Consider the following 25816-nt stretch of genomic DNA (forward strand, 5'->3'; position numbering starts at 1 on the left):
TCAGCGATCCAGTGCATCACGCATGTCGCCAAGCACGGCCTTGAGCGCCGCGGGTATGGCCTCGGGACGTTCGGCGTTTTCGGCAATACGCGATACCAGCGCACTGCCGACGATGACGCCATCGGCCACTCGACCGACCGCCGCGGCGGTCTCGCCATCGCGAATGCCGAAGCCGACACATAACGGCAAATCGGTCATCTCGCGTAGCGGCGCCAACTGACGCGCCACGGCCTCGACATCCAGCGATGCGGCACCCGTCACCCCCTTGAGTGATACATAGTACAAATAACCTTCGCCGTGCGCACATATTGTAGCGGCCCGGACGGATGAGGTGGTAGGGGCCAGCAGGAAGATCGACTGCAGGCCGTGCTCGGCGAACAGCGGCGCGACCTCGGCCCCTTCCTCAGGTGGCATGTCGACCATCAGCACGCCGTCGACGCCCGCCTCCCGCGCACGCCGAACGAACGTCTCGTACCCCATGCGCTCCACGGGATTGACATACCCCATCAACACCACCGGCGTTGTCTGGTCGGTCTCGCGAAACGACGCGACCATGTCGAGCACGTCGGCCAAGCGCGTGCCATGCTTGAGCGCACGTTCGCAGGCCTTCTGGATCACCGGCCCATCGGCCATGGGATCGGAAAACGGCACACCCAGCTCCAGCACATCGGCACCCGCCTCGACGCAGGCGTGCATGAAGCCGACGGTATGTTGCGGCGCGGGGTCACCGGCGGTGATATATGGAATCAGGGCACGGCGAGATTGGTCCTTGAGCGCCGCGAAACGTTGATCGATGCGATTCATAGTCATGCTCAGAATTCCAGACCGTCGAGCTTGGCCACCGTGTGAATGTCCTTGTCACCGCGCCCGGAAAGATTGACGACGATGTGCTGATCGGGGCGCATGGCTGCTGCCATTACCTTGGCATGGGCCAGCGCATGAGCCGTTTCCAGGGCGGGCATGATGCCTTCGATGCGCGTCAGCTCACGAAACGCCTCGAGCACTGCATCGTCGTTGGCAGCCACATAGCTGACACGGCCGACATCCTTCCACAATGCGTGCTCGGGGCCGACTCCCGGATAGTCGAGACCCGCGGAGATCGAGTGCGTCTCCGACACCTGACCGCTGGCGTCGGACATCAAATAGGTACGGTTGCCATGCAGCACGCCGCTGGGCGCATTAGAAGTCAACGGCGCGGCGTGACGTCCGGTTTCGACACCGTCACCACCGGCCTCGACGCCGACCATGGCCACCTCTTCGTCCTCGATGAACGGATAGAAAAGACCGATGGCGTTAGAACCGCCGCCCACGCAGGCCACCAGGGCATCGGGCAGGCGACCGATCTGCGCCAGACTCTGCTCACGCGCCTCGCGACCGATCACCGAGGTGAAATCGCGGACCATGGCGGGATAGGGATGCGGCCCCGCCACGGTGCCGATGATATAGAAGGTGTCGTCGACATTGGTCACCCAGTCACGCAGCGCCTCGTTCATGGCGTCCTTGAGGGTCCGCGATCCGGACTCGACCGGGTGCACTTCGGCTCCCAGCAGACGCATGCGATAGACGTTGAGCTTTTGACGCTCAACATCTTCGGCGCCCATGTAGATTTCGCACTTGAGGCCCAGCCGCGCGGCCACGGTGGCGGTAGCCACACCGTGCTGACCGGCACCGGTTTCGGCGATGACACGCGGCTTGCCGCTCTTCTTGGCAAGCAACGCCTGGCCGATGGTGTTGTTCACCTTGTGAGCGCCGGTGTGGTTGAGATCTTCGCGCTTGAGCCAGATCTGCGCGCCACCGATTTTATTGGACCATCGTTCAGCGTGGTAAAGGGGAGACGGGCGGCCCACGTAATGGGCCAGGTCACGATCGAATTCGGCCTGGAAATCGGCATCGTCGCGAAGGCTTAAATAAACCTTCTCCAACTCTTCCAGGGCGAAGCTCAGAGTCTCCGAGACGAACCGTCCACCGTAAGGACCGAAATGGCCTTGGGCGTCCGGCAGTCGGGTCAGGTCGCTGAACTTGGTCACGAATGACACCTCATAGGGCTTGGGTATGGGACACTTGGGACAGAAATGCCCGGATGCGCGCGGGATCCTTGACGCCCTTGGCCGCCTCGACGCCTCCCGAGACGTCAACGGCATAGGGCCGAACCCGCTGGATGGCTTCGGCAACATTGGTTGCCGTCAAGCCTCCCGCGAGAATAACAGGTTTTGCCAGGTTTGCGGGGATTCGCGACCAGTCGAAGGTCTCTCCCGTTCCTCCTGGCATGCCGGGGCGATAGGCATCCAGCAACAGCGCTCGCGCGCCGGCATAACGCGCTGCCTCGGCGTGCAAATCGAGCCCGTCGCGCATGCGCAAGGCCTTGATCCAGGGAACCTCCAGACGCTCGCATGCCTCGGCGGTTTCATTGCCGTGCAACTGCACCAGATCCAGGTGCCGCACGCAACGCCGAATCTCGTCTTCCGGCTGGTCGACAAACAATCCCACCCGCGTGACGAAGGGCGGCACGCACGCCGATAGCTGGGCCAGGCGCGCTGCGTCGATAGCCCGCGCACTGCCCGGCCACATCACGAAGCCCAGCGCATCGGCGCCCGCCGCCACGGCCGCCTGGATATCTTCTTCACGCGTCAGGCCGCAGATCTTGACGCGTGTGCGCTGCATCGTCGCCTTCATGACGACACCTCCCGCCGCGGCGGATAGACGCGGCGCTGGCGACGCGCACGCGCCCACTCACTATCCGGCAGCGTGCGCTCGCCGCTCCATTCCCCGATGAACGCCAGCAAGTTCGGGCCGAGCGGCTCTTGGGGCAATTCGAAGCGCTCATCGTAGTACACGTCGACGAAGTGCAACCCGCATCCCGGCGCTGTCACGTTGCCCTGCGTTCGATCACGCAGCGCCAACAGCTCGCCAGGATAGCTCGTCGGATAATCGCCGCGTCCGACGGCCACCAGCGCCCCGGCGATATTGCGAATCATGTGATGCAAGAAGGCGTTGGCCTGAATGTCGATGACGATCAGCGGCCCATAGCGCCTTACCTCGATGAAGTGCACATGACGATGGGTGCTTTTCGACTGGCAGCCTGCGGCGCGAAAACTCGAAAAATCATGCTCGCCGATCAACGCCTGGGCGGCGGCATGCATGCGCTCGGCGTCCAGCGGCTCACGGCACCAGGTCGCATTGGCGCGTTCGAGCACCGGCCGCGATGGCTGATTGAGGATCACGTAACGATAGCGCCGCGCCAAGGCCGAAAGCCGCGCATGAAAATCATCGGCGACCGGCACCGCCCAGCGCACCGCAACATCGCGCGGCAGCTTGGCATTGGCGCCGAACAACCAGGCTTTTTGCGTACGGGGCACCGGCGCATCAAAGTGCACAACTTGACGCGTCGCATGCACGCCGGTATCGGTGCGCCCGCTGCACAGCACCTGCACCGGCGTATTGGCGATCTTCGAAAGCGCGGTTTCCAGCGCTGCCTGCACCGAAGGCGCTTGTGTGAGGCGCTGCCAACCGCAATATGCGCTGCCATCGTACTCGACGCCGAGTGCGATGCGACCGTGCAAGGGCTGGCGGTCATCCTGGAATTCGAAGAAGGCCATCGATATCCGTCATGTTGAGTCTTGGGTATGTCACGTTGGCACTCACGTACAACGCTCAGGCGCCGTCATATTCGCGCATCAGCGCCCTGGCCTCGCGCGCGACGCTGACGTCCTCGGCCCGCGCCGCGACTTGCAGCAGCGCCTTGGCCCGCGTGGTTTCGCCTTCGGCGGCCAACAAGTCCCGCGCTTTCTCCAGCGCGTCGGCTGGCGCCTCAGCGCCCCACCCATTATCCAGATGCGCGGGTGTGAATGCCACTTCCTCGATTTCCCAATGCGCAACGTCGTGGGAAGATTCGGACGGCTCGTCGTGAAGCGCGGATGTCACCGACGGCTCCACCTCGGGAAGCTGATAATCCAGGCGCGTTGGCGCCTCCGGAACGTCGGGCGGCTCGAACTCGAGCGGCGCAGTCTCCGCGTCGGGACGCGCGACCTGCATGACTGCCTCCGATTTTTCGTCGGGCACATCACGCGGTGTCTCGGGCTCGGTATTGTCGGCAGATGCCGAGACGCCTGCAAACAGCGAGTCCACTTCCGGGGAAGAGGACGCCGGCTCGCGTGGCGCATCAGCCGGCTGCGCGGCGCCGACTTGACGATAATGCGCCACCAGTGCCGCGGCTTCGCGATGCGTTTCATCACTGACCGACGGCGCGAAGCGCTCGGCCTCCCGCTCCAACGCAGTGAACTCGCTCAGTTCGCCCAGCACCGACAACAACTTGAGGCGTAATTCGGCATTTTCCTGCACTGCAAGACGCGCCTGCAGCCATTCGCGCGCCTGGGTATAACGTCCATAGGCGATATAAATATCGGCCTCGTCGATGGTGGCCGTTTCGGGGACATCATCGTCGCTGAGAATCGGGCGTGCCTTCGCGGTAGACTGCGTCGTCCCCAAGCGGGCCGTCATATCCTGATAGGTCGCTTCGCGGCCGGTACGCCAACGCCGCCATCCCCATAGCGCCAGCAATACCGTCAGTACGATCAGCAATCCCGCCTGCAATGGCCCCAACCAAGAGGACGACGCTTCTTCACGCGGGGCAGCGTCCGAAGGCGCTTCGTCGCTGGTTGATGCTGCCTGCTCGCCGGACGATGCCGACGGTGCATCGGATGCCGTCTGCGCCAGCAAGGCCGTCACGCCGGTCACGTCGACCGGTGGTAGCGCCGAAAGCGCTTCGAGACGCTCGGCCAGGGCATCACGCTCCCGCTCTACATAGGCCACGCGTACGCGCAGTGCTTGCAGTGCCGCCTCCAGCTTGGCCGCACGCCGAGAATCGGCCTCCCCTTCGCGCTGCATCGACGCAGTGGCATCCGATGCGCGACGCGAGGTCTCGAGGATTTCACGAGCCGTCCCGGCAACGCCCTGCGGCGCCTCAGGCTGGGATTGAGGTGACTCACCAGAAGACGCCGATGCATCTTGCCGCGTCGAGACGCTCTGTGCTGTCTGCGGCGCGCCGGGAGAGCTCGCCAGGGCGTAGCCAGGTGGGTCGAACAGCAGTGTCACCGGCTGCTGAATACGCCCTTGCGGCCATGACACCTCCAGCAATAACTCGAGATAGGCGCGCCCCACCGATGCCTGGCTACTGATCGTGATGCGTGGCGGCGTGGTATCGCGGGATAGCGCGACATTCAGCGGCATCTCGAGCGCCCTATCGTCCAGACCTGCCGCCTCGAAGGCATTGTCATCCGCGAGACGCACCTTGAGTCGTTGGGGATCGATATCGCCGACACCGGACAGGGGCAGCTCGGCACGCAAGGGCTGATTGAGATAAGAGGTGACCTGCGGTGCTCCCACGCTCACCCCAAGCGCCACGGGGCTCATCACGACTAGGCACAATGCCAAGGCAATCTTGCGCAGCATGGAATCCTCAACAACGACATCAACGATGGTTGGAGTTTTATCATATCTTTTAACCAGCCACCTCATACCGGACACTACCCAAACGAGACGAGCCCGCCTAGGCGGGCTCGTTGCTCAGATGACAGTCAGGCAGGGGCGCGCCTTCTCGACGGCGCCATTTCTGTCAGCGCGTGGCGATGATCCAAACGGCGTGAATGATGCCGGGAATATACCCAAACAACGTCAGCAGAATGTTGAGCCAGAAATGCAGCCCGAAACCGACCTGCAGGAAAACTCCCAGGGGCGGCAGCAAAATAGCCAGAATTATGCGGATAATGTCCATACATCCTCTCCTTGTGAATGCGTCCTTTCAGAGCCTTTCAAAGTCGTGTGGGGCGCCCCCACTAGTGGTGTTCACCACCTAGCATGATACGCAAGGACATGATGCCTCGATAGTCTTGCTATTGCTTGCCGCGAGGGTCGCAATATTCGACGCCCGGTGCATGCGAATGGGCATCGGGATCGATCTTCTGGCGCACCTCGTCGGCGCCAGAGGCCAGCGTGTCGTGGTGGCGCTCCCAATCTTCCCAATCATGCGGAGTGCCACTACGCGGGCGCTGGCTCGCCGCACCCCGAGCACGTGCCCAGGCCTGCTCTTCGAGAGTGGTGGGCTTGTCCTCTTCCTTGTCGAGGCCGATTCCCTGCTTGGCCAAGTAATCGCGTGCGTTCATGTTGCCTCCCGAAGAGCCGAGCCCTTTGTATCATTTCGCATGCCACTGGCTCGTGGCGCATGTTTACGGCGTCATGATCTTACGACACCACTATAGCGTATCTCCTTTAGGTGAAGGCGTGAGTCCGTCTTTCAAGAGGATACTTCTTTATCGTTTCTACCTATCAGCGCTTTCATTTTAATCAAATTCATCAACACCATCGTTCCTCGGCATACTAACCCGCGTTTTCAAGTAGCCAAGCGCAACGTGACGGCTCGCTCACTTCACCATCGACGATTCAAAGAGGAGACAGCATGGAAGTACGCAAGGTGGATGTCGCCATCATCGGCGCCGGAACGGCGGGTCTCGGCGCCTATCGCGCCGCCAAGGCACATACCGATTCAGTGGTGATGATCGAAGGCGGCCCCTATGGCACGACCTGCGCACGTGTCGGCTGCATGCCATCCAAATTGCTGATCGCCGCCGCCGAAGCTGCACACCATGCCCGCGACACGGCTCCCTTCGGCGTCAACATTAGCGGCGAGGTAACGGTCGACGGGCGTGCGGTGATGGACCGTGTGCGCCGTGAGCGCGACCGCTTCGTGGGCTTCGTGATCGCGTCGGTCGACGGCATCCCCGCCAGCGACAAGCTGCACGGCTATGCCCGTTTCACCGACGCCAACACACTGATCATCGATGAGGAAACTCGCGTCGAGGCCGACAAGATCGTCATCGCCACCGGCTCGAGCCCCACCTATCCGGCTTTCTTCGAAGCCGCCGGCGACCGATTGGCCATCAACGACGATGTCTTCGAATGGGAAACTCTGCCCGAGTCGGTGGCGCTTTTCGGACCCGGAGTGATCGGTCTCGAACTGGGCCAGGCGCTTCACCGGCTCGGCGTACGGCTACGCATCTTCGGTGTAGGCGGTGCGCTGGGACCGCTTCAGGACGCCGCGATTCGCGACTACGCCGAGCAGGCGTTCAACGACGAGCTTTACGTCGACCCCGATGCCACGGTCGAGTCCATCGAGCGCGACGGCGACAGCGTGCTCATCACCTTCATCGAACGCCAGACCGGGGAGCGCCTGACCGAGCGCTTCGACTACCTCCTCGCCGCGACCGGGCGGCGTCCCAACGTCGACAATCTCGACATCGAGGCAGCTCATCTCAAGCTCGATGCCCGTGGCGTACCGCTATACAACCGCCACACGTTGCAATGCCGTGATCACCAGGACGCCCCCAGCCATGTGTTCATCGCCGGCGACGCCAATCATGAGCTACCGCTTCTGCACGAGGCCTCCGACGAAGGGCGGATCGCCGGCGACAATGCTGGCCGCTACCCTGAGGTCAGGGCCGGGCACCGTCGCACGCCGCTGGGCGTGGTCTTCAGCGACCCGCAAATTGCAACCGTGGGAATGAGCTATCCTCAACTAGAAGCGCGCTATGGCGATTGTGACTGCTTCGCTATCGGCGAGGTGTCCTTCGAGGGCCAGGGCCGTTCACGGGTCATGCGCATGAACAAGGGGCTGATGCATGTATATGCCGAGCAAGGTTCAGGACTATTCCTCGGCGCCGAGATCTTCGGGCCGCGCGCCGAACACTTGGGCCACCTGCTCGCCTGGGCGCATCAGCAACGTCTGACAGTCAGTGAAATGCTGGAAATGCCGTTTTATCACCCGGTCGTCGAGGAAGGTTTGCGCACTGCGTTGCGCGACCTCAACGCCAAACTCCAATTGGGGCCGGCGATCGTCGAGCGCTGCATGGAATGCGGCCCCGGGGACTAGGCTTCAATGCCAACGCCACGCGCCGCGTGGTGCCACGCTAACGGCATGACGTCAGCGGACGTCATGCCGTCGACGCCCAGGAGGCCCGCCATGTCACGTTCATCCCCCGCCGTAGTCGGCGACATCATGATCGGCGATGGCTACCGAGTCACCGCCAACACTTCGATCACGGCCCTCGCCGAGGGACTGGCACGTCATCGATTGCCCGGCGCGCCGGTCGTCGATGTGCAAGACCGCCTGATCGGCTTCATCTCGGAGCAGGATGTGCTCGGTCAGCTACTCGATAGCGCCTATCACTGCGGCCAGCCATCCTTGGTCGGCGAGCTGATGCGCGAAGTCGTACTCACCGTGACGCCCGACAAGAGCATCGTCGACCTGGCCGAGTCCATGCGTGGCGAACGACCCAAGGTGTATCCAGTCGTCGATGACGGGCACGTCATCGGCTTGGTAACCCGTCGCGAGGTGCTCGCCGCACTATTGACCATGCGCAACCGCTGCTGAAGCCGACACCAGCGCATAAAAAACCGCCGTGCAAAGGCACGGCGGTCAATCGAGAACAGTAAGCTCAAAACGGACTTCCTAGCGACTGCCTGGAATCACGTTTCTTGCATTAACTCAGACCACGCTGCAGGCAAAAGTTCCCTCGCCTCGCGCATTTTTGTCGGCTGCTGCCGCAATCAGGCTTGCCAAGGCCTGGCTCGCTTGATTAACATCCCTGCGTCGAGCGGGCATAGCTCAGTTGGTAGAGCATCAGCTTCCCAAGCTGAGGGTCGCGAGTTCGAGCCTCGTTGCCCGCTCCACTTCTTCCTTGTGATTTCATCACGCCAGGAGAGTCGCTGCGTCGCGGCGCGATCGCATGCTAGACTCGAGGCTTCGCATCCGTTCGGCCTTTCACCGCCTCATGCTTCTTTTCTTACTAGTTTTCGCCGTCTGTCTGACGATCCTGGTCGGTACCGTGGCGATGCTGATGCTCAGCCGTACGCCCCGCTACCGGACCGAGCCCGAGCACCTGCTCACGCTGTTCGATAAAACGCTGGACAAGCGCGTCGGCGTGGCCGAGTGGCACGCGCTGGTCGATTATCCGATTCGCCACGATGCCTACCTCGAAAGCATTCGCTGTCGTGCACAGCATGTGATGGAGGAGCACGGTAGACCCTGGCAAGTCGCACAGGGAGGCTGCCTGCTATCGCGTGCCGGGCGCGACGAACTCGAGGCAATACGCGACCATTTGCGCGCGCGTCTGTCACTACGGAAGCCTGAACTAGAGGCCTGAGAATTGCGCCTCACGCACCATGGGCGGGTATGGTAAGCTCACTGCGAAGCTCAGGAGGGCCCCATGAGCAGCAGCATTCGTCTGACGCCACTCGACAACACCGTCAAGCATCACGGCCATGCCTTCCATCAGATCGTCATCGGCCTGGCAGGTCATGCCGAATTCGAGATCGAGGGCCTGGGCGGCTCCATCGCGCCTCTATCCGGCTGTATCGTCCCGATCAATCATGTGCACTATTACGAAGGCATCGGTGACAACCGCCAGTTGATTCTCGACCTTCCGGATGACTCGCCCTCGCTGACCGGCGGCCATCGCGAACTGGCCAGCCTGTTCGATGCGCCGCGCTATTTCACGCTCGACGACCCCCTGCGCAACTATCTCAACTTCGTGGTGCAGGAAATGTCGCAGCCGCGCCACGCCGATGGCGAATTGCTCGCCACCACCTTCTTGAGCTGCCTGCATGCCCGCCTGGCTGCGCCGACGGCGCTCGATAACGGCCGCACACTGGATCTCGACACCATCGATCGCTACATCGACAGCCACCTTGCCGAGCGTGTGACGGTCAAAGACCTGGCGCGCCTGGCCTGCCTGAGCGAGGCACATTTCGGTGAACGCTTTCGGCGCCATACGGGGCTGACACCGTACCAATACCTGTTACGCCGCCGCCTCGAGCGCGCAAGCATCTTGCTGCGCACCGTCGGCGCGCCACTCAGCGAGATCGCAGCACGCACGGGATTCGCCAATCAAAGCGCCCTGTCGCATGCCTTCCGACGCCACCATGGCCAGTCTCCCTCGCAATGGCGTCGAGGCGCTACCGCTTCCGTCACGACCACGCCGCCCATCATAGACTAAGGTCTAAAATTCAAGCCCATCTCTTCTTCTGCCGTGTTTTTTGACACAAACACCCGGGAAATTGGCAAGACCGGGCACGCTGACCCACTCTAAAGTCGACGCTATACAATATAACCAGGACGCCGCTACTGGCGCCGACTCCGCACGCCTACCTTCATTATTGCGTCGCCGATCATCACGGGGTCATGACATGCAAAATGCCAACACCATGCTGGAAAACGCCACCTGGAACGACGATCTCGACACGCTGTTCGCACGTGTCAGCGATTATTACAGCGTCGGGGAAGACGCCTATGTCGCCAAGCTGGTCGCGTTCTTGCGTACCGAAGAGCAAGACTTCAAGCGCATCGCCACGCAAACCGCCGAGCTGGTGCGCGAAGTCCGCGAGATGGATACGGCGGTCGACTCCATCGATGAACTGCTGCAGGAATACAGTCTCGATACCCATGAAGGCTTGATGTTGATGTGCCTGGCCGAGGCCATGCTCCGCATTCCCGACAAGGCCACCGCCGACGCCCTGATCGAAGACAAGCTGGGGCCCGCCGACTGGAAGGCACACGTCGGTCGGAGCGAGTCATGGTTCGTCAATGCTTCCACCTGGGGGCTTCTGATGACCGGCCGCGTTCTGCAACTCGACCAGCCCCGCGAAGGCAAGCCCGCCACCTTCATCAACAAGATGGTCAATCGCATGGGCGAGCCGGTGATTCGTCGCGCCATGTATCAGGCGATGAAGATCATGGGCAAGCAGTTCGTGCTGGGGCGGACCATTGACGAGGCCCTGAAACGCTCGCAGCCGCTGTTCGACAAGGGCTACACCTACTCGTATGACATGCTCGGCGAGGCGGCGCGCACGCGGCCCGACGCCGGTCGTTATTTCGACGATTACGCCCAGGCCATCGAGCGGGTCGGTGCTACCAGCCGCAAGCTGGATACCACGACGCCAGCGCCCTCGGTGTCGATCAAGCTGTCAGCTTTGCATCCGCGTTACGAATTCGGGCGCCGTCCTCAGATCCTCGAGGAACTTACCGACAGCGTCCGTCGGCTCGCCTCGCTGGCCCGCGAGAACAACGTTGCCATCACCATCGATGCCGAGGAAGCCGACCGCCTGGAATTGTCGCTGGAGGTCTTCCGCGACGTATTCGAAAGCGATGTCTGCCGGGGCTGGGGGCACTTTGGACTGGTGGTACAGGCCTATTCCAAGCGTGTCTTGCCGGTTCTGCACTACATAAACCGCCTCGCCGATCAGTGTGGCGACGAAATCCCGCTACGCCTGGTCAAGGGCGCCTACTGGGATACCGAAATCAAGGAAGCCCAGCAGCAAGGGCTCGACGGCTACCCGGTCTTCACTCGCAAGGCATGCACCGACGTCACCTACCTGGCCTGCGTGCATTTCCTGCTTTCCGAGAATACCCGGGGGCGGATCTTTCCGCAGTTCGCGACGCACAACGCCCACACCATCAGCACCATCCTGGAACTCGCCAATGCGGGGGACCGTCATTTCGAGTTCCAACGCCTGCATGGCATGGGCGAAGCGCTCTACGAGGCCGCGCTCAAGCGAGCGCCACAGGGCACTTACTGCCGGATCTACGCGCCGGTAGGCGCACACAAGGACCTTCTGCCCTACCTCGTGCGGCGCTTGCTTGAAAACGGCGCCAATTCGTCTTTCGTGCACCAGTTGGTCGATCCTAGCGTGCCCGTCGAAAGTCTCTGCGAGCATCCGGTAGAGACCTTGGCGCAATACGACACTTATGCCAATCCACGGATTCCGCTGCCACGCGATATCTATGGGGAAAAACGCAAGAACTCCAAGGGCGTCAACTTGAACATCAACAGCCAATATCAACCGCTGATCGACACCATGGCGACATTCATGGACAGCGAACACCACATCAAGCCACTGCTGGCCTTCGACGTGGAAGACGATGCCGCACAGCGACACGACGTCCTCAGCCCTTACGATACCCGCCAGCGCGTGGGCAGCGTGCAATGGACCACCAGCGAGCAGGCCCAACGTGCCGTGGATGCTGCCTGGAAAGCCTTTCCGCGCTGGAGCGACACGCCGGTCGAGGAGCGCGCGGCCATTCTCGAGCGTTTCGCCGACTTGATGGAAGAGCACCTCGCCGAACTGATGACGCTGTGCTCTCGCGAAGGCGGCAAGCTGCTCACCGATGGTGTCGACGAGATCCGCGAAGCGGTGGATTTCTGCCGCTACTATGCGATGCGTGCCCGCGAGATGTTTGACGCGCCGATTCCGCTTCCCGGCCCGACCGGCGAGTCCAACGAGCTGATCCTGTCCGGCAAGGGCGTATTCGCCGCCATCAGCCCGTGGAATTTCCCGGTGGCGATTTTCTGCGGCCAGATGGTCGCCGCCGCCGTCGCTGGCAATCCGGTGCTCGCCAAGCCGGCCGAGCAGACCTCGCTGATCGCGCACCGCGTCGTGGAGCTGCTTCATGAAGCCGGCATGCCGCGCGACGTGGTGCAATTGCTGCCCGGCGATGGCCCCACCGTGGGCAGCGTGCTGACAGGTGATGCTCGTATCACCGGCGTCGTCTTCACCGGCGGCACGAACACCGCGCAAATCATCAACCGTGCCCTCGCCGACCGCGAAGGTGCCGCGCTGCCGACTCTGATCGCCGAAACCGGTGGCTTGAACGCCATGATCGTCGATTCCACCGCGCTCCCCGAACAGGTCGTCGCCGACGTAGTAGCCTCGGCATTCCAGAGCGCCGGCCAGCGTTGTAGCGCCTTGCGTGTGCTTTACATCCAGGAAGACGTCGCCGACCACGTCATCGAGCTGCTCAAGGGCGCCATGGCGGAACTGCATATCGGCGACCCGCGCGACCTGGGGACCGATGTCGGTCCGGTCATCGACGAGGACGCCCATCGTCAACTCAGCGATTACATCGTGCGCCTCAAGGAGGAAGGCCGCCTGGTGGCCGAGGCAAAGCCCGATGCCGACGCCACGGCGCACGGTCACTTCATTGCACCGACCGCGTTCGAGATCGAAGGCATCGACGCACTGGAGAGCGAGCAATTCGGGCCGATATTACACATAGCCCGATATAGCAGTGCAGACATCGACCATGTCATCGATACCATCAACGCCAAGGGCTATGGCCTGACATTCGGTATTCACAGCCGCAACGAATCCTTCGCCGCTGAAATAGCGCAGAAAATTCGAGTGGGTAATGTCTACGTCAATCGTAATATCATCGGCGCCGTCGTAGGCGTACAGCCTTTCGGTGGCCAGGGCTTGTCGGGCACTGGTCCCAAAGCGGGCGGACCGCATTATCTGCAGCGGTTCGCCACGGAGAAGACCCGCACCATCAATACCGCCGCCCTGGGTGGCAATGCGTCTCTGCTCGCGCTGGGAGACGAGTGATGTTCACTCGTCATCGAACAACAAACGGAGGGAACCCCCTCATGGCCATAACACTGTCACCATCGGCTTCACCTCCGCGCTCGGCCTGTTGATGATGCTAGTCATCAGCGTTCTGGCTCGTATGCGCACACACAATCTACCGGAACTACATCCGGCCTAATAACTAAGATAATCAAGAACAGGAGACGTTTTTATGGCTATTGGTGTTTGGATCAGCCTTTTTGCTTATTTTGTGCTCATGATCGGCATAGGCCTTTATGCCATGCGCACATCCACGTCCACCTCTGAAGACTACATGCTGGGCGGTCGAACCCTCAGTCCCAAAGTGGCGGCCCTGTCGGCCGGCGCGTCGGACATGAGCGGCTGGTTGCTGCTGGGTTTGCCCGGGGCGATGTTCGTCTCTGGCTTGGGCTCGGCCTGGATCGGTATCGGCCTGTTCGTGGGGGCATTCTTCAACTGGGTGCTGGTCGCACCACGCCTGCGTGAACAGACGGTTCACTATGGCAATGCGATCACCATTCCAGCATTCTTGGCCAACCGATTTCCGACCCGGGCAATGTCGCTGAGGACGGTATCCGCTATCGTGATCGTCGTGTTCTTCGCGGTCTACACGGCATCAGGCTTGGTGGCAGGCGGTAAGTTGTTCGAAAGCGCATTTTCCGGCGTCATCAACATCGGGGGGCTGAGCGATTACGCAGTGGGCGTCGTCATCACACTGGGTGTAGTACTTGTCTATACGGTCGTCGGCGGCTTTTTGGCCGTGAGCATGACGGACTTCGTGCAAGGCTGCATCATGATGCTGGCACTGGTGATCATGCCGGCGGTTGTGATCTTCGGCGATGGCGGCGGCGGTTTCACCCAGGCCACACAAACCCTCAATGACGTCGATCCCACGCTGCTCTCGTGGACGGATGGACTGACCTTCATCGGCTGGCTGTCTGCGGTGGCCTGGGGGCTGGGTTATTTCGGGCAACCGCACATCATCGTGCGCTTCATGGCCATCCGATCGCTGAAGGATGTGCCGATCGCGCGTAACATCGGCATGAGCTGGATGCTCATCTCCCTGATCGGTGCGGTCTCTCTGGGGATATTCGGACGGGCCTATGCAATTCGCAACGGTATGGATGTCGAAGATCCGGAAACGATCTTCATCATCCTGGCGGATCTGCTGTTCCATCCGCTGATCACCGGCTTTCTCTATGCCGCCCTGCTTGCGGCCATCATGAGCACCGTGTCCAGTCAGCTTCTGGTGGCGTCTTCATCACTGACCGAGGACTTCTACCGCCTGTTCCTGCGTAAGCAGGCAACGGAGAAGGAAACCGTTACCATCGGCCGAGCCAGTGTCGTATTGGTTGGCTTGGTAGCAGCCTTCATCGCATCTGACCCGAACTCCCAGGTCCTGGGGCTGGTCAGTAATGCCTGGGCAGGCTTCGGTGCGGCGTTCGGTCCCTTGATCATCCTCTCGCTGATGTGGTCACGCACCAACGGCGCAGGCGCCATAGCAGGCATGGTCGTGGGTGCTGTCACCGTCATGATCTGGATTTCACTGGGCTGGAACGCAGCGTTCCTGGGAGGTCCCGGTGTCTACGAGATCATTCCTGGCTTTATCGCGTCCTTCATTGCGATCCTAGTGGTGAGCAATATGACGAAAGATGCCGGAGAGTATAAGCAAGTCTCTCGCTAAAAGAGCGCGCATAGCGCATTAGAGTAGTGAAAGGGCTCCTGCGGGAGCCCTTTTCAATGCGATTCGCCAAAAGCCCAAAAGCGCGATGCCAGGTAAGTGAGCACCGGCACCGTCAATGTCGCGATCGCTACGGCGACAAAGCCGTTTAGCGGGGTCACGGCCAATAAAGCGGCCAATATTCCGTTATTGAGGGCGAAACCCAACGCCGCCACCAGGAAGAAACGCCTTGCTCGACCACGTCGGCGGAAGGTAACGCGCCGATGCCCGATCAACGACACCTGAAAAGCCGCCAAAAACGCCAAGAGATTCGCCACGAATTCGGACATCCCCGGCCACAGGCCGAGCAGTACGCCCGCCACCAGCAAATGTACCCCTGTCGCGATGCCCCCGACGAGCCCGAAACGCGCGGCTATCCCGGCCTCCCCCACGAGCCGACTCATGGTTCACTATCGCCTCGTCGGCGCGACGCGCGTGGCGTCTCGCTATCTTCGGCGACCAAGTAAAGCGGCCGATGCTTGGCTTCGACGAAGAGGCGCCCCACGTATTCCCCCAGCACACCGATCGACAACAATTGCATGCCGCCAAAAAACAGGATCGCCGTCATCAACGAGGCATAGCCGGGCACGTCGCTACCAAACAACACCACGCGCCCCACCAGTAATACGATGTACAAGAAAGCGATCAAAGCGATCACCGCCCCGAAGTAGGACCAGATCCGCAGCGGCCAGGTGGAAAAACTCACCACACCGTCCAGCGCGAAGTTCCACAGCTTCCAATAGTTGAATTTACTCTTCCCCGTCTCGCGGGACGGACGCGCATAATAAACTCCGGTGGTGCGATACCCCGGCCAGGAGAATAGCCCTTTCATGAACCGGCTACGCTCCGGCAAGCGGTTGATGGCATCGACCACGCATCGATCCATGAGCCGAAAGTCCCCGGCGTTACGCGGAATCGGCGTATCGGCCATACGGTTGAAGAAGCGATAGAACAAGCCAGCAGTGGCACGCTTGGTATGGGTATCCTCATCGCGAGTGCCGCGCACGCCATACACCATGTCGTAGCCTTCCTCACGCCACAAACGCACGAACTCGAGGATCACCTCTGGCGGGTCCTGTAGATCGACATCCATGGGCACGATGGCATCGCCACAGGCATGCGCGAGCCCCGCCGATAGCGCCGCCTCCTTGCCAAAGTTGCGGGTCAACGAGAGGTAGCGTACCCGGGCATCTTGTGCATGCGCGTGGCGTAAGCTGGTCAGGGTCGCATCCTGCGATCCGTCATCGATAAAGAGCACTTCCCAGCGCGCAATATGACCATCCAGGGCGTCACGGACCGCTTGAAGAAAACCCGAAATGGCGGCTTCTTCGTTCACGACCGGCACTACGATGGACAACAGCCAACCAGCGCCGGGGGCTTCTCCTCGCTCCCCATCGCTCGACGACGATGATAGTTCCATCTCTTCCTCCGCTTTTCAGTTCGCCACGATCAACCATAGACTCAGCGTCGCCAGATCCACCCCATCAACGCACTCCTTCACAATGAGCTCACTTGGCAGTTAAGAGGTTTTTTACCCGCTTGGCGAATTCGATCATTGCAATGCCACGATACCCGCATGGTGCCGCACTCGCCCACCATGGTGAATCATGCTCATCAGACGGAAAGAAACAGTGTTTGAAAATTCTTCTGGACTTAAAAAACACTGTTTCCTATACTACAAGCGTTGATACGGAAACGCCGTTCGATACGGCGCTGTAACCTAAAGGAGTGTCCCATGACCAAGACCAAACTTTTTTCCGCTCTCGTACTGGCCGGCACCTGCGCTTTCGGTACTCAAGCCGCTCTCGCTTATGATGCAGGCGACTTCTTCGTGCGCGGCGATATCGCCAAGAGCGATATCGATGATAGCCATGTCGACGATGAGAGTGGCTTCATGGGTAGCGTCGGCTACCTCTTCCACAACAAGCTGGGTGTCGCACTGAGCTCCAGCGAAAAGTTCGAGCACGACTTCTCGGCCAATGGCGTCAATGGCGACTTCGAGCAGCGCCCGATCAACTTGACGCTGCAATACTATCCGCTGGGTGGCACTGACTCGCGCGTTCAGCCCTATGCTGGCGCCGGCGTCAACTACACCAAGTTCTCCAGCGAAAACCTCGCCAACGGCCAAAGCGCCGATATGGACGAATCCTGGGGTGCTGTCGGTGAACTGGGTGTCGACCTGTTCGTGACCGAGAATCTGGCCTTCAATGGCTTCGCCAGCTACACCGATGTGGATTCCGACGTCGACATCGATGGCAGCTCAGCCGGTTCGGTCGATCTGGACCCGGTCACCGTGGGTGGCGGTCTCAGCTATCGCTTCTAAGCAATACGCGTCAGTACGTTGATAAAATGCCGGGCTCTGGCCCGGCATTTTCGTGTCTGGCCATGCGCCTCACGCCTCGGTAACGACCCGGTCGACCTCGGCCACGGCTTCGGTGACCACGCGACGCACGCTGGGCGAGGCGTCCTTCAGCCAGGTATCCACGGCGGGTGCGACATCGCAGGAGGCCGGTAGCGGTGACTCGGCCTCGGCCAACTCTTCGAGCCTCGCCACGAAGACATAGCGCAGCCACTGCGGCATCTCCATGGTGTCGACGCAAAATGGCTGCTGGCTGGCAAAGGCCACTGCGGACGGCTCTTCGACTCGCCACATATCGACACTGCGTAATGTCGCGACCAAGTCTTCCAATGCCTTCATCAAGGCGTCATGAGCGGTCATCTCGTCTCCTGGAAAGGGTTAAATACCATCCCATTATCGCGTTCACCATAGGCGCTTGACCACCTCGCAGGCCGTTTCTCCCCAAGCACCGTTTACCCACAGTTCATTGGGACGGGATTGTGGATAAACGTGGGACAACCTTCGTTTGGCCATGTATGACGCCGCTTGGCCACAAGCGTTTATTTTTTGGCCAACCTGGGGCTGGTCAGCGCCATCCTTGAACGCTACAGTGCCGGCCTCGATCCCGGAGGCAGCATGCAGTCGATCACCACGCTCAGTGAATTTTTCCACCGCACCGGTGCGGACGTACGCCTTTTCGACATGGGACGCCGCGTCGCGCCTTTCGAATTCTCAAGGCTCACCGAGTTCGAAACTGGAACGGCCCCCTGGCCCCTGCCCTGGAATGGCCAGGCGCGCCTGGCGTGCGCGTTCCGCCTGGGCAGCCGCGATGCCGCGAGCGAGCCCTTGATCTGGTTCTTGGCCTTGCCCCTGGATGAGCAAGGCATGCTGGTCCCCGGGCCGCGTGACGCCTTCCTCGAACGCCTGATCGAGACGCTCGGCCGCACGGTGGAAAGCGTCGGACGCGACGACGCACCGCACATCGATAACTTGATGCGCGACAATCCCCTGGCCTTTACTCCCGAGCTCACGCAACAAGCCATGTTGCATGCCCTGGCCGCCCAAGACTTTGTCCAACCGGCCAGCAAGCACCATCCAATGGCCCACGCCTACCTGATCGATGCCGACACCAGCGTCAACTGGCAAATGCTCGGTCTGCAAGGCATTGCCGATCTCGTGGTTCGCCTCGAAAGCGTGGAAGAAGCACGCCTCGCCGAGCGCATCCCCGCACTGCCGGTCGAGGTCCTGCAACCGCTTTGCTACTGTATAGAGCACCGAGACGTGGCCTCGGCATGCGTTGAGCCGCTTCGCGAACGCGCCGAGCGGGCGGCGCGATCTGGAGATCTTGAAACCTTGTGTGCGGTGATTCGCGCCTTGGGCAGTAGTCGCGATTCACGCGTCGGCGTCTGGTACGATACGCTACTCGCTGATCCGGCGGCCTGTGGGCCCGATGTGCTCGCCGCCATCGCCGCGCGCGGATGGATGCATCTCGAGGATGAGCAACGCTTGCCGCAGTTTCTCACACGCCTAGCGGAAACCCCGCAAGCGAACTTCACCGCACTGGTACGTGACCTGGCGCTGGTGCCACGCTTACGCCTACCGGTATTAATGACGCTGCGCCAAGCGAGTGCCGATTCCCCTATCGGCCTGCGCTTGGCCAAACTGGATCGTTGATGCATGAAAGCACTGCCCTATCAAGCCAAGGCCGTCATCGGCCGGCGCGAAATGGTCACTCTGCCGGAGCTGGGCCTGACGCTATGCGCTAAAATCGATACGGGAGCGCGCACCTCGGCGTTGCACGCCGAAGACATCGAGACGTTCGAACGGCAAGGACATCTTTGGGTACGTTTCATTACACGCAGCGGCGGTCCCGACGCCCCATCGCATACACTGGAGCTGCCGCTGTACGACCGCCGCAAGGTCAAGAGTTCCAACGGGTTCGAGCAATGGCGCCATGTCATCCGCACGCACATGCAGCTCGGCGGGCTCGACTATCCCATCGAACTGACCTTGACCGACCGACGTAGCATGCGCCATCCCATCCTGTTTGGACGGCGCGCGTTGCGCCGCATTCTGGTCGCGCCCGGCGCGGCTTTCCTGCACGGCGAGCCCTGATCCCACCGGCATCGCCATCGAGTGGAGACGACCATGCATATCGGCATCCTTTCACGCAATCGCAAACTGTACTCGACGCGGCGTCTGATCGAGGCTGCCGAAGAGCGCGGACACACCGCCCGCGTGGTCGATACGTTACGTTGCTATATGAACATCGCCTCACACCGGCCGTCGATCCACTATAAAGGCGAGGAAATCGAACCGTTCGACGCCATCGTGCCGCGTATCGGCGCCTCCGTGACCTTCTACGGCTGTGCCGTACTGCGTCAGTTCGAGATGATGAGCACCTACGTGCTCAACGACTCAGTATCAATCACGCGCTCACGCGACAAGCTACGCTCACTGCAGCTTCTCTCACGCAAGGGGTTGGGGCTGCCGATCACCGGCTTCGCGCATTCGCCTGACGATATTCCGGATCTGATCACCATGGTCAAGGGCGCGCCGCTGGTCATCAAACTACTGGAAGGCACGCAAGGTATCGGTGTGGTGCTGGCCGAAACCAACCAGGCCGCCGAGAGCGTGATCCAGGCCTTCATGGGCATGAAGGCCAATATCATGGTGCAGGAATACATCAAGGAGGCCAAGGGCGCCGATGTGCGCTGCCTGGTGATCGGTGACAAGGTGGTCGCCGCCATGAAGCGTCAGGCCTTAGAGGGCGAGTTCCGCTCCAATCTACACCGCGGTGGCAGCGCCAGCGTGATCCGCATCACCCCGGAAGAGCGTTCCACCGCCATCCGCGCCGCCAAGGCGATGGGGTTGCGCGTCGCCGGAGTGGATCTACTCCGCTCCAATCACGGCCCCGTGATCATGGAGGTCAATTCCTCGCCGGGCTTGCAAGGCATCGAAACCGCTACGGGCAAGGATATCGCCGGACAGATCATCGACTACATGGCGAAAAATGGCGTTACCCCGCGCAAGGCGCCTCCCAAACCCAAGGGCTGAGTGAGGCATCCGCCCTGTGCCGTGCCATGGGGGAAATTTTCTTGCCGCCGGGGTAGCAAAACGCTGTTTCCACCCGCACAATTTGCGTCACCGGAGGAGGTGACCGCCCATGTTTCTCGATAATCGCCAAGTGGCGATGGACAGCGTGCTGGAAGCGCTGGCTGACAGTCTCGATTATTTCCAGGACAATTTCGAGCGCTTGCGACCCGCGCTGCGCGACCGTCTGAAGCCGCACTACGAAGAACGCGGCAAGGCCATGCGCGAGCTGCAGAAACTTGCCAAGGAACACCTCGATATTCTGCCACGCGATGCCGATGTCGAACGCGACGACTACCTCTGGCTGTGGAGTCGCATCAAGAGTTTCGTAGGCAACGACAGTCAGGTGCTGCTAGGCGAGCTGCTCGAGCAGGAACGCGTATTGATGCAGGCCATGGGCACGGCATTTACCCACCCTCTCCCGGATGCCGTGGAACCGGCGCTGGAGCGCTGCTGGAAGAATTGCCGCGCGCTGATTCGCGAACTCAACGCGCAACACAAGCGCTGACAACTGATAATCGGCGCCGTTATTCCTCCTTATTGCGGATCGGCAACGTTTCAGGCGGCCCGAGAAAGTAAGGCACCCGTCCCCATAGATAGATATCACCGACGGTCGCTGCGCGTGCCAGCCATTCACGTAGCCACAGTTGCCACTCTCCTCCGACCCGGCTATCTGGCACGGCGCAACCCTGCGCCTTCAAACCGACGGCATCGGCGATGAACAGAGCACGCGGCAAATGCCATGCCTGCGATATCAGCAACACGTGCTCCACTCCAAAGACCCGACGCGCCCGCACTACGCTGTCGAAGGTGCTGAAACCGGCATAATCGAGGGTCATATCATCACTATCGACGTTACGAGCACGCAATGAGCGCCACATCGACACCGGCTCGTTGTAGTAGCGCGTGCGATTGTCACCGGACAGCAGGAGGTGCTGGACACGCCCCAGGCGCAGCAATTGCGCCGAGGCTTCCATGCGTGCGGCGAAATAAGGATTGTGGCCACCGCCACGCAGTCCCTCGGCGGTCCCGAAGACCAAGCCGACCGGTTCGGAAGCGCACATCAACGTATCGTGATGGATACGGCCGGCCGTCTTGGTGAACACCCAGATATTGAGCGCTACCACTACGGCGAGCATGAAGATCATGCCGACAAGACACCACTTGAGCAGTCGCCATCCCCATCGGGTCAGCCCTCGGCGACCGTTTTCTCGCGGCATGCGGGTCTCCAACGAATAAGGGGCGTCGTACACGCCCCACCATGAGAAAGAGAACGACGAAGGCTCAGAACCCTAGAACATGCCCAGTTCCAGCCTCGCCTCCTCCGTCATCATCTCACGGCTCCAGGGCGGGTCGAAAACGATCTCGACATGCACCTTGGACACTTGTGCGGCGCCCTGGAGTTTGCGTCGGGCATCTTCGGCGATCACCTCGCCCATGCCGCATCCCGGCGCCGTCAATGTCATGCGAATGGTCACCATGGTCTCGCCACTCAGTAGATGCTCGATACGGCATCCATAGACCAAGCCCAGATCGACGATATTGACCGGAATCTCCGGGTCGAAACAGGTCCGCAATTGCGCCCAGATAAAGGCCTCGAGTTCCTCGTCACTGGCCCCCTCGGGCAGGGACTCACGCGACACTGCCTCGAGCCCCAAGGCATCGAGGTCATGCCCCTCAAGCAGGAACATGCGTCCCTCGAAGCCGATACTGACCGTTCCGCCCTTGGCCTGCATGACCGAGACGATGCTATCTTCGGTCAAGGTCACACTCTTGCCGAAGGGAATCGAAATCGCCTCGACATCGCGCTGCAAGGGCATTTCCTGCCCCTTGTAGAGGCTTTGCAGTTGATCCATGCCGTCTCCGTTAACGCACCATGGCGATGACTTTCTGTAAGGCCTCGACGAACGCATCGACCTCTTCCGGCGTGTTGTACGCCGCCACAGAGGCGCGGCAAGTCGCGTCGAGTCCCATGCTGGCAAGCACCGGCTGGGCACAATGATGCCCGGTGCGGATCGCCACGCCAAGCTGGTCGATCAGCAGGCCAATATCTTGGGAATGCGCGCCGTCGACCACGAACGACAACACGCTCACCTTGTCTGGCGCCATGCCGATCATGCGCAGGCCATCGACTTCCTTCAGCTTGTGGGTGGCACGTTCGAGCAGGTAATGCTCCCACCCCGCCATCAGGTCGATGCCGGTATCCGCTATCCAGTCGAGTGCCGCCCCCAGGGCGATCACTTCCGCAATAGCCGGTGTGCCGGCTTCGAACTTGTGCGGAATCTCGCTGTAGACCGTGCCCTTATCGAAGGACACGCGGCTGATCATCTCGCCACCGCCCTGCCAAGGCGGCATGGCCTCGAGCAAGGCTTCACGACCATAGAACGCGCCCACGCCGGTGGGACCATACGCCTTGTGACCCGAGAACGCATAGAAGTCGACATCCAGTGCCTGGACATCGACGCGCTGATGCGGCACCGCCTGGGCACCGTCGACCAGGATCAGCGCGCCATGAGCATGCGCCGCCCGCGACATGTCTGCCACCGGATTGACGGTGCCCAGCGCATTCGAGACGTGATTGACGCACACCAGACGCGTGCGCTCGCCCAGCATGTCCCGGTAAGCCGCTTGATCGAGCACACCGCGCTCGTCGACCGGGATCACCTTGAGCGTAACGTCCAGCGCCTCGGCCAGCATCTGCCAAGGCACGATATTCGAATGGTGCTCCATCAACGAGACGATGATCTCGTCACCCGGATGCAGATTGGCCCGCCCCCAGCTATTGGCGACCAGATTGATCGCCTCGGTGGTGCCGCGCGTAAAGACGATTTCGCGATGCGACGCCGCCCCCAGCCAGGCACGCACCTTCTCGCGCGTGCCCTCGTAAGCCGCCGTGGCCTCGTCAGCCAGGGTATGCAGCCCACGATGGATGTTGGCGTTATAGCGCCGATAATAATCGTCCAGCGTATCGATGACCGCCGTCGGCGTCTGACTGGTCGCCGCGTTGTCCAGATAGATCAGCGGCTTGCCATGGACTTCCCGCTGTAGAATCGGGAAGTCACTACGCACACGCGCCACATCCAGCATCGTCTCGGCAAAGGCATTCATGGGCTCAGGCCTCCTCAAGGGCGTCGGAAACCTCGACCAGATCCGCAAGATTGAAGCGCTCGGGCAATTTCCCCGCCACGGCACGCTCGACACGCTCGGCAATGACCGGCAGGCGCACCTGTTCCATCACCTCGCCGGCGAACGCCAGCGTCAAGAGACCGCGCGCCATCTGCTCGTCGATGCCACGCGTACGTAATGCAAAGACAGCCTCCTCGTCGAGCTGGCCGGTCGTCGCGCCATGCGAGCACTTGACGTCGTCGGCGTAGATTTCCAGTTCAGGCTTGGTATCGATCTCGGCGCGGTCGGATAACAGCAGGTTGGCGTTGTTTTGATACGCCTCGATCTGCTGGCTATCGCGCTTGACGACCACCTTGCCATTGAAAACGCCGCGGGCACGGTCGTTGAGAATGCCCTTGTAGTTCTCGTTGGAGAAAGTGTTCGGCGCGTTGTGGTTGACCAGGGTGTGATTGTCGACGTGCTGACGGCCCTGGACGAAGAACAGGCCATTGTAATTGGTCTCCGCGCCTTGCGCGTTGAGATCCGTGACCAAGTCGGTGCGCACCAGTGCGCCGCCCAGGTTCAAGTTGAACGACGTAAAGCGCGAATCGCGGCCCTGCTCGACATGGATGCTCGCCACATGCAGGTCCTCACTCGAACCTTCCTGCAGCTTGTAGTGATCGACGATGGCGCCGCGTTCGAGCATGACCTCGCTGACCACGTTGGTGAAGTTGGCTGCGCCCGCCTCGCCGGCGTAATGCTCGACCACCGTGGACTGGCTACGCGCGCCGGCCATCACCAACACGCGTGGATGACTCATCCGCGCCGATTCATTGGCGCGCGAGGCGAAGACCACATAGATCGGCTTGTCGACCACGACACCCTGACCGATGCGCACGACCGCACCTTCTTCGGAAAGCGCCACGTTGAGTGCGGTGAACGGCGAGAAATCGACCCCCGCCAGACGCCCGATGGCGCCACCGATAGCCTCGTGATTGGTGCGCATCGCCGTAGTCAAGGGCTCGATGGAAACGCCCTCGGGCAAACCGTCCAGATCGGACAAGGCCGCCGAGAAGACACCATCGACGAACACCAGGCGATGCGCATCCAATGGCATACCCAGTGCCGCGAAACGCGCCTCGTCGAGCTCGGCGTTATCGGCCAGCGTGAATTCGCCTTCGGCGATGCGCCGAACGTCAGTATATTTCCAGGCCTCGTCACGCTTGGTGGGAAACCCCAAGGCTTCGAAGCGTGCCGCCCCGGCCTGGCGGCGTGCCGCCACCCAGGTCGGCTCGTCATCGGCTCGCTCGCCGAACCGCTGTAGAAAAGCGTGTGCTGCACTCATGCTGCGGACTCCTCCAGCACCCATTCATACCCACGAGCCTCGAGTTCGTGGGCGAGGTTCTTGTCACCGGACTTGACGATACGACCGTCAACCAGGACATGAACACGATCCGGCACGATATGTTCCAGCAGACGCTGATAATGCGTCACCATGAGAATCGCGCGATCGGCATTACGCAGCGAGTTGATGCCCTCGGCGACCACCTTCATGGCGTCGATGTCGAGCCCCGAGTCGATCTCGTCGAGCATCGCCAGCTTGGGCTGCAATACCAGCATCTGCAGGATCTCGTTGCGCTTCTTCTCGCCGCCCGAGAACCCCTCGTTGACCGCACGCTGCAAGAAGCTGCCGTCCATCTTCATGAAGCTCAACTGCTCGCGGACCAGCTTCATGAATTCCGGTGCCGGAATTTCCTCTTCACCACGCGCGACGCGCTGCGCGTTGAGCGCCGCCTTGAGCAGGTAGATGTTCTTGACACCCGGAATTTCCACGGGGTATTGGAAGCCCAGTAGAATGCCGGCCAGTGCGCGTTCTTCGATTTCCATTTCCAGCAGATTCTTGCCTTCGAACAGCACCTCGCCGCTGGTCACCTCGTAACCGTCCTTACCCGCGATCACCGCCGACAGCGTCGACTTGCCCGCCCCGTTGGGGCCCATCAAGGCATGAACTTCGCCGGGATTGACGGTCAAGTTCAGCCCCTTGAGGATTTCCGAACCTTCTACCGTGACATGCAGATCTTTGACTTCGAGCATCTTGGTACCTTGCTTGCGTTCGAGTCGCCCGGCGACTC

At 61.2% G+C, this 25816-nt stretch carries 26 protein-coding genes and 1 tRNA gene; 12 read left to right on the forward strand and 15 right to left on the reverse strand.

The features are described 5' to 3' along the window. The 7 genes from trpA to L1073_RS02685 form a co-directional block, all read right to left on the reverse strand. Complete coding sequence (gene trpA / locus L1073_RS02655) at positions 1-804, reverse strand: tryptophan synthase subunit alpha (protein ID WP_246896956.1); 804 nt, start codon at positions 802-804, stop codon at positions 1-3. Positions 805-812: 8 nt separating this feature from the next. After that, the gene (trpB, locus tag L1073_RS02660; protein WP_246896706.1) at positions 813-2027 is read right to left on the reverse strand and encodes a tryptophan synthase subunit beta; all 1215 of its coding nucleotides are present in this window, start codon (positions 2025-2027) and stop codon (positions 813-815) included. 10 nt (positions 2028-2037) lie between these two features. Beyond that, positions 2038-2673, reverse strand: a complete 636-nt coding sequence (locus tag L1073_RS02665) for a phosphoribosylanthranilate isomerase (RefSeq protein ID WP_246896708.1) — start codon at positions 2671-2673, stop codon at positions 2038-2040. Continuing rightward, positions 2670-3596 carry a tRNA pseudouridine(38-40) synthase TruA gene (gene truA, locus L1073_RS02670; protein WP_246896710.1) on the reverse strand — a complete coding sequence of 309 codons (927 nt, stop codon included), beginning with the start codon at positions 3594-3596 and terminating at the stop codon, positions 2670-2672. Before truA ends, L1073_RS02665 begins: the two co-directional genes overlap by 4 nt. Before the next feature lie 55 nt (positions 3597-3651). After that, on the reverse strand, positions 3652-5448 hold the full coding sequence (locus L1073_RS02675; protein ID WP_246896711.1) for a type IV pilus assembly protein FimV: 1797 nt from the start codon (positions 5446-5448) through the stop codon (positions 3652-3654). A 163-nt stretch (positions 5449-5611) separates the two neighbouring features. After that, on the reverse strand, positions 5612-5770 hold the full coding sequence (locus L1073_RS02680) for a YqaE/Pmp3 family membrane protein (RefSeq protein WP_246896712.1): 159 nt from the start codon (positions 5768-5770) through the stop codon (positions 5612-5614). A gap of 118 nt (positions 5771-5888) precedes the next feature. Then, positions 5889-6158, reverse strand: a complete 270-nt coding sequence (locus L1073_RS02685) for a hypothetical protein (RefSeq protein ID WP_246896713.1) — start codon at positions 6156-6158, stop codon at positions 5889-5891. A 293-nt stretch (positions 6159-6451) separates the two neighbouring features. Between L1073_RS02685 and L1073_RS02690 the strand changes: the two genes are divergently transcribed. From L1073_RS02690 to putP, 7 genes are all read left to right on the forward strand, one after another. Beyond that, positions 6452-7921 (forward strand): dihydrolipoyl dehydrogenase, encoded by a 1470-nt coding sequence (locus L1073_RS02690; protein WP_246896714.1) that lies wholly within the window; start codon positions 6452-6454, stop codon positions 7919-7921. A gap of 90 nt (positions 7922-8011) precedes the next feature. Further along, on the forward strand, positions 8012-8422 hold the full coding sequence (locus tag L1073_RS02695) for a CBS domain-containing protein (protein ID WP_246896715.1): 411 nt from the start codon (positions 8012-8014) through the stop codon (positions 8420-8422). A 223-nt stretch (positions 8423-8645) separates the two neighbouring features. Continuing rightward, positions 8646-8721 (forward strand) — tRNA-Gly (locus tag L1073_RS02700). A gap of 101 nt (positions 8722-8822) precedes the next feature. After that, a complete protein-coding gene (locus L1073_RS02705; protein ID WP_246896716.1) occupies positions 8823-9194 on the forward strand; it encodes a hypothetical protein in 372 nt (123 codons plus the stop codon). Positions 9195-9257: 63 nt separating this feature from the next. Beyond that, entirely contained in the window at positions 9258-10046 is a 789-nt protein-coding gene (locus tag L1073_RS02710; protein ID WP_246896717.1) for an AraC family transcriptional regulator, read from the forward strand. Between the two features lie 190 nt (positions 10047-10236). Continuing rightward, complete coding sequence (putA, locus tag L1073_RS02715) at positions 10237-13428, forward strand: bifunctional proline dehydrogenase/L-glutamate gamma-semialdehyde dehydrogenase PutA (protein ID WP_246896718.1); 3192 nt, start codon at positions 10237-10239, stop codon at positions 13426-13428. 193 nt (positions 13429-13621) lie between these two features. Then, on the forward strand, positions 13622-15112 hold the full coding sequence (gene putP / locus L1073_RS02720) for a sodium/proline symporter PutP (RefSeq protein ID WP_246896719.1): 1491 nt from the start codon (positions 13622-13624) through the stop codon (positions 15110-15112). 53 nt (positions 15113-15165) lie between these two features. On the opposite strand, the gene L1073_RS02725 is transcribed toward putP, so the two are convergent. Next, positions 15166-15552 carry a GtrA family protein gene (locus L1073_RS02725; RefSeq protein ID WP_246896720.1) on the reverse strand — a complete coding sequence of 129 codons (387 nt, stop codon included), beginning with the start codon at positions 15550-15552 and terminating at the stop codon, positions 15166-15168. After that, positions 15549-16568, reverse strand: a complete 1020-nt coding sequence (locus L1073_RS02730; protein WP_246896721.1) for a glycosyltransferase family 2 protein — start codon at positions 16566-16568, stop codon at positions 15549-15551. The genes L1073_RS02725 and L1073_RS02730 overlap by 4 nt, the downstream gene beginning before the upstream one ends. Positions 16569-16883: 315 nt before the next feature. Between L1073_RS02730 and L1073_RS02735 the strand changes: the two genes are divergently transcribed. Continuing rightward, positions 16884-17471, forward strand: a complete 588-nt coding sequence (locus L1073_RS02735) for an OmpW/AlkL family protein (protein ID WP_246896722.1) — start codon at positions 16884-16886, stop codon at positions 17469-17471. 69 nt (positions 17472-17540) lie between these two features. Here the strand turns inward: L1073_RS02735 and L1073_RS02740 are convergent, their stop codons facing one another. Beyond that, complete coding sequence (locus L1073_RS02740) at positions 17541-17867, reverse strand: YqcC family protein (RefSeq protein WP_246896723.1); 327 nt, start codon at positions 17865-17867, stop codon at positions 17541-17543. A 255-nt stretch (positions 17868-18122) separates the two neighbouring features. On the opposite strand from L1073_RS02740, the gene L1073_RS02745 reads away from it, so the two are divergent. From L1073_RS02745 to L1073_RS02760, 4 genes are all read left to right on the forward strand, one after another. Beyond that, positions 18123-19160 (forward strand): DUF3549 family protein, encoded by a 1038-nt coding sequence (locus tag L1073_RS02745; RefSeq protein ID WP_246896958.1) that lies wholly within the window; start codon positions 18123-18125, stop codon positions 19158-19160. Positions 19161-19163: 3 nt separating this feature from the next. Continuing rightward, positions 19164-19601, forward strand: coding sequence for an ATP-dependent zinc protease family protein (locus L1073_RS02750; protein WP_246896724.1), 438 nt, complete (start codon positions 19164-19166; stop codon positions 19599-19601). Between the two features lie 33 nt (positions 19602-19634). Then, a complete protein-coding gene (gene rimK, locus L1073_RS02755) occupies positions 19635-20543 on the forward strand; it encodes a 30S ribosomal protein S6--L-glutamate ligase (RefSeq protein WP_246896725.1) in 909 nt (302 codons plus the stop codon). 109 nt (positions 20544-20652) lie between these two features. After that, positions 20653-21087, forward strand: a complete 435-nt coding sequence (locus L1073_RS02760; RefSeq protein ID WP_246896727.1) for a hypothetical protein — start codon at positions 20653-20655, stop codon at positions 21085-21087. A 19-nt stretch (positions 21088-21106) separates the two neighbouring features. On the opposite strand, the gene L1073_RS02765 is transcribed toward L1073_RS02760, so the two are convergent. The 5 genes from L1073_RS02765 to sufC form a co-directional block, all read right to left on the reverse strand. Next, the gene (locus L1073_RS02765) at positions 21107-21799 is read right to left on the reverse strand and encodes a SanA/YdcF family protein (protein WP_246896728.1); all 693 of its coding nucleotides are present in this window, start codon (positions 21797-21799) and stop codon (positions 21107-21109) included. A gap of 72 nt (positions 21800-21871) precedes the next feature. Then, complete coding sequence (gene sufT, locus L1073_RS02770) at positions 21872-22435, reverse strand: putative Fe-S cluster assembly protein SufT (protein WP_246896729.1); 564 nt, start codon at positions 22433-22435, stop codon at positions 21872-21874. 10 nt (positions 22436-22445) lie between these two features. Then, entirely contained in the window at positions 22446-23687 is a 1242-nt protein-coding gene (locus tag L1073_RS02775; RefSeq protein ID WP_281505950.1) for a SufS family cysteine desulfurase, read from the reverse strand. A 4-nt stretch (positions 23688-23691) separates the two neighbouring features. Continuing rightward, complete coding sequence (gene sufD, locus L1073_RS02780) at positions 23692-25029, reverse strand: Fe-S cluster assembly protein SufD (RefSeq protein WP_246896730.1); 1338 nt, start codon at positions 25027-25029, stop codon at positions 23692-23694. After that, on the reverse strand, positions 25026-25778 hold the full coding sequence (gene sufC / locus L1073_RS02785) for a Fe-S cluster assembly ATPase SufC (protein WP_246896731.1): 753 nt from the start codon (positions 25776-25778) through the stop codon (positions 25026-25028). The genes sufD and sufC overlap by 4 nt, the downstream gene beginning before the upstream one ends. Between the last annotated feature and the right edge of the window lie 38 nt (positions 25779-25816).

Origin of the sequence: Chromohalobacter nigrandesensis, from assembly GCF_023061285.1 — a bacterium.
Lineage (GTDB): Bacteria > Pseudomonadota > Gammaproteobacteria > Pseudomonadales > Halomonadaceae > Chromohalobacter > Chromohalobacter nigrandesensis.

Coding starts and splice junctions, on each gene's coding strand:
- L1073_RS02750 (WP_246896724.1), top strand. CDS start 19,164: ATGAAAGCACTGCCCTATCAAGCCAAGGCCGTCATCGGCCGGCGCGAA.
- L1073_RS02760 (WP_246896727.1), top strand. CDS start 20,653: ATGTTTCTCGATAATCGCCAAGTGGCGATGGACAGCGTGCTGGAAGCG.
- putA (WP_246896718.1), top strand. CDS start 10,237: ATGCAAAATGCCAACACCATGCTGGAAAACGCCACCTGGAACGACGAT.
- L1073_RS02685 (WP_246896713.1), bottom strand. CDS start 6,158: ATGAACGCACGCGATTACTTGGCCAAGCAGGGAATCGGCCTCGACAAG.
- L1073_RS02690 (WP_246896714.1), top strand. CDS start 6,452: ATGGAAGTACGCAAGGTGGATGTCGCCATCATCGGCGCCGGAACGGCG.
- L1073_RS02745 (WP_246896958.1), top strand. CDS start 18,123: ATGCAGTCGATCACCACGCTCAGTGAATTTTTCCACCGCACCGGTGCG.
- L1073_RS02695 (WP_246896715.1), top strand. CDS start 8,012: ATGTCACGTTCATCCCCCGCCGTAGTCGGCGACATCATGATCGGCGAT.
- putP (WP_246896719.1), top strand. CDS start 13,622: ATGGCTATTGGTGTTTGGATCAGCCTTTTTGCTTATTTTGTGCTCATG.
- L1073_RS02730 (WP_246896721.1), bottom strand. CDS start 16,568: ATGGAACTATCATCGTCGTCGAGCGATGGGGAGCGAGGAGAAGCCCCC.
- trpA (WP_246896956.1), bottom strand. CDS start 804: ATGAATCGCATCGATCAACGTTTCGCGGCGCTCAAGGACCAATCTCGC.
- sufC (WP_246896731.1), bottom strand. CDS start 25,778: ATGCTCGAAGTCAAAGATCTGCATGTCACGGTAGAAGGTTCGGAAATC.
- L1073_RS02775 (WP_281505950.1), bottom strand. CDS start 23,687: ATGAATGCCTTTGCCGAGACGATGCTGGATGTGGCGCGTGTGCGTAGT.
- L1073_RS02680 (WP_246896712.1), bottom strand. CDS start 5,770: ATGGACATTATCCGCATAATTCTGGCTATTTTGCTGCCGCCCCTGGGA.
- truA (WP_246896710.1), bottom strand. CDS start 3,596: ATGGCCTTCTTCGAATTCCAGGATGACCGCCAGCCCTTGCACGGTCGC.
- L1073_RS02735 (WP_246896722.1), top strand. CDS start 16,884: ATGACCAAGACCAAACTTTTTTCCGCTCTCGTACTGGCCGGCACCTGC.
- rimK (WP_246896725.1), top strand. CDS start 19,635: ATGCATATCGGCATCCTTTCACGCAATCGCAAACTGTACTCGACGCGG.
- L1073_RS02740 (WP_246896723.1), bottom strand. CDS start 17,867: ATGACCGCTCATGACGCCTTGATGAAGGCATTGGAAGACTTGGTCGCG.
- L1073_RS02725 (WP_246896720.1), bottom strand. CDS start 15,552: ATGAGTCGGCTCGTGGGGGAGGCCGGGATAGCCGCGCGTTTCGGGCTC.
- L1073_RS02705 (WP_246896716.1), top strand. CDS start 8,823: ATGCTTCTTTTCTTACTAGTTTTCGCCGTCTGTCTGACGATCCTGGTC.
- L1073_RS02675 (WP_246896711.1), bottom strand. CDS start 5,448: ATGCTGCGCAAGATTGCCTTGGCATTGTGCCTAGTCGTGATGAGCCCC.
- L1073_RS02710 (WP_246896717.1), top strand. CDS start 9,258: ATGAGCAGCAGCATTCGTCTGACGCCACTCGACAACACCGTCAAGCAT.
- L1073_RS02765 (WP_246896728.1), bottom strand. CDS start 21,799: ATGCCGCGAGAAAACGGTCGCCGAGGGCTGACCCGATGGGGATGGCGA.
- sufT (WP_246896729.1), bottom strand. CDS start 22,435: ATGGATCAACTGCAAAGCCTCTACAAGGGGCAGGAAATGCCCTTGCAG.
- sufD (WP_246896730.1), bottom strand. CDS start 25,029: ATGAGTGCAGCACACGCTTTTCTACAGCGGTTCGGCGAGCGAGCCGAT.
- L1073_RS02665 (WP_246896708.1), bottom strand. CDS start 2,673: ATGAAGGCGACGATGCAGCGCACACGCGTCAAGATCTGCGGCCTGACG.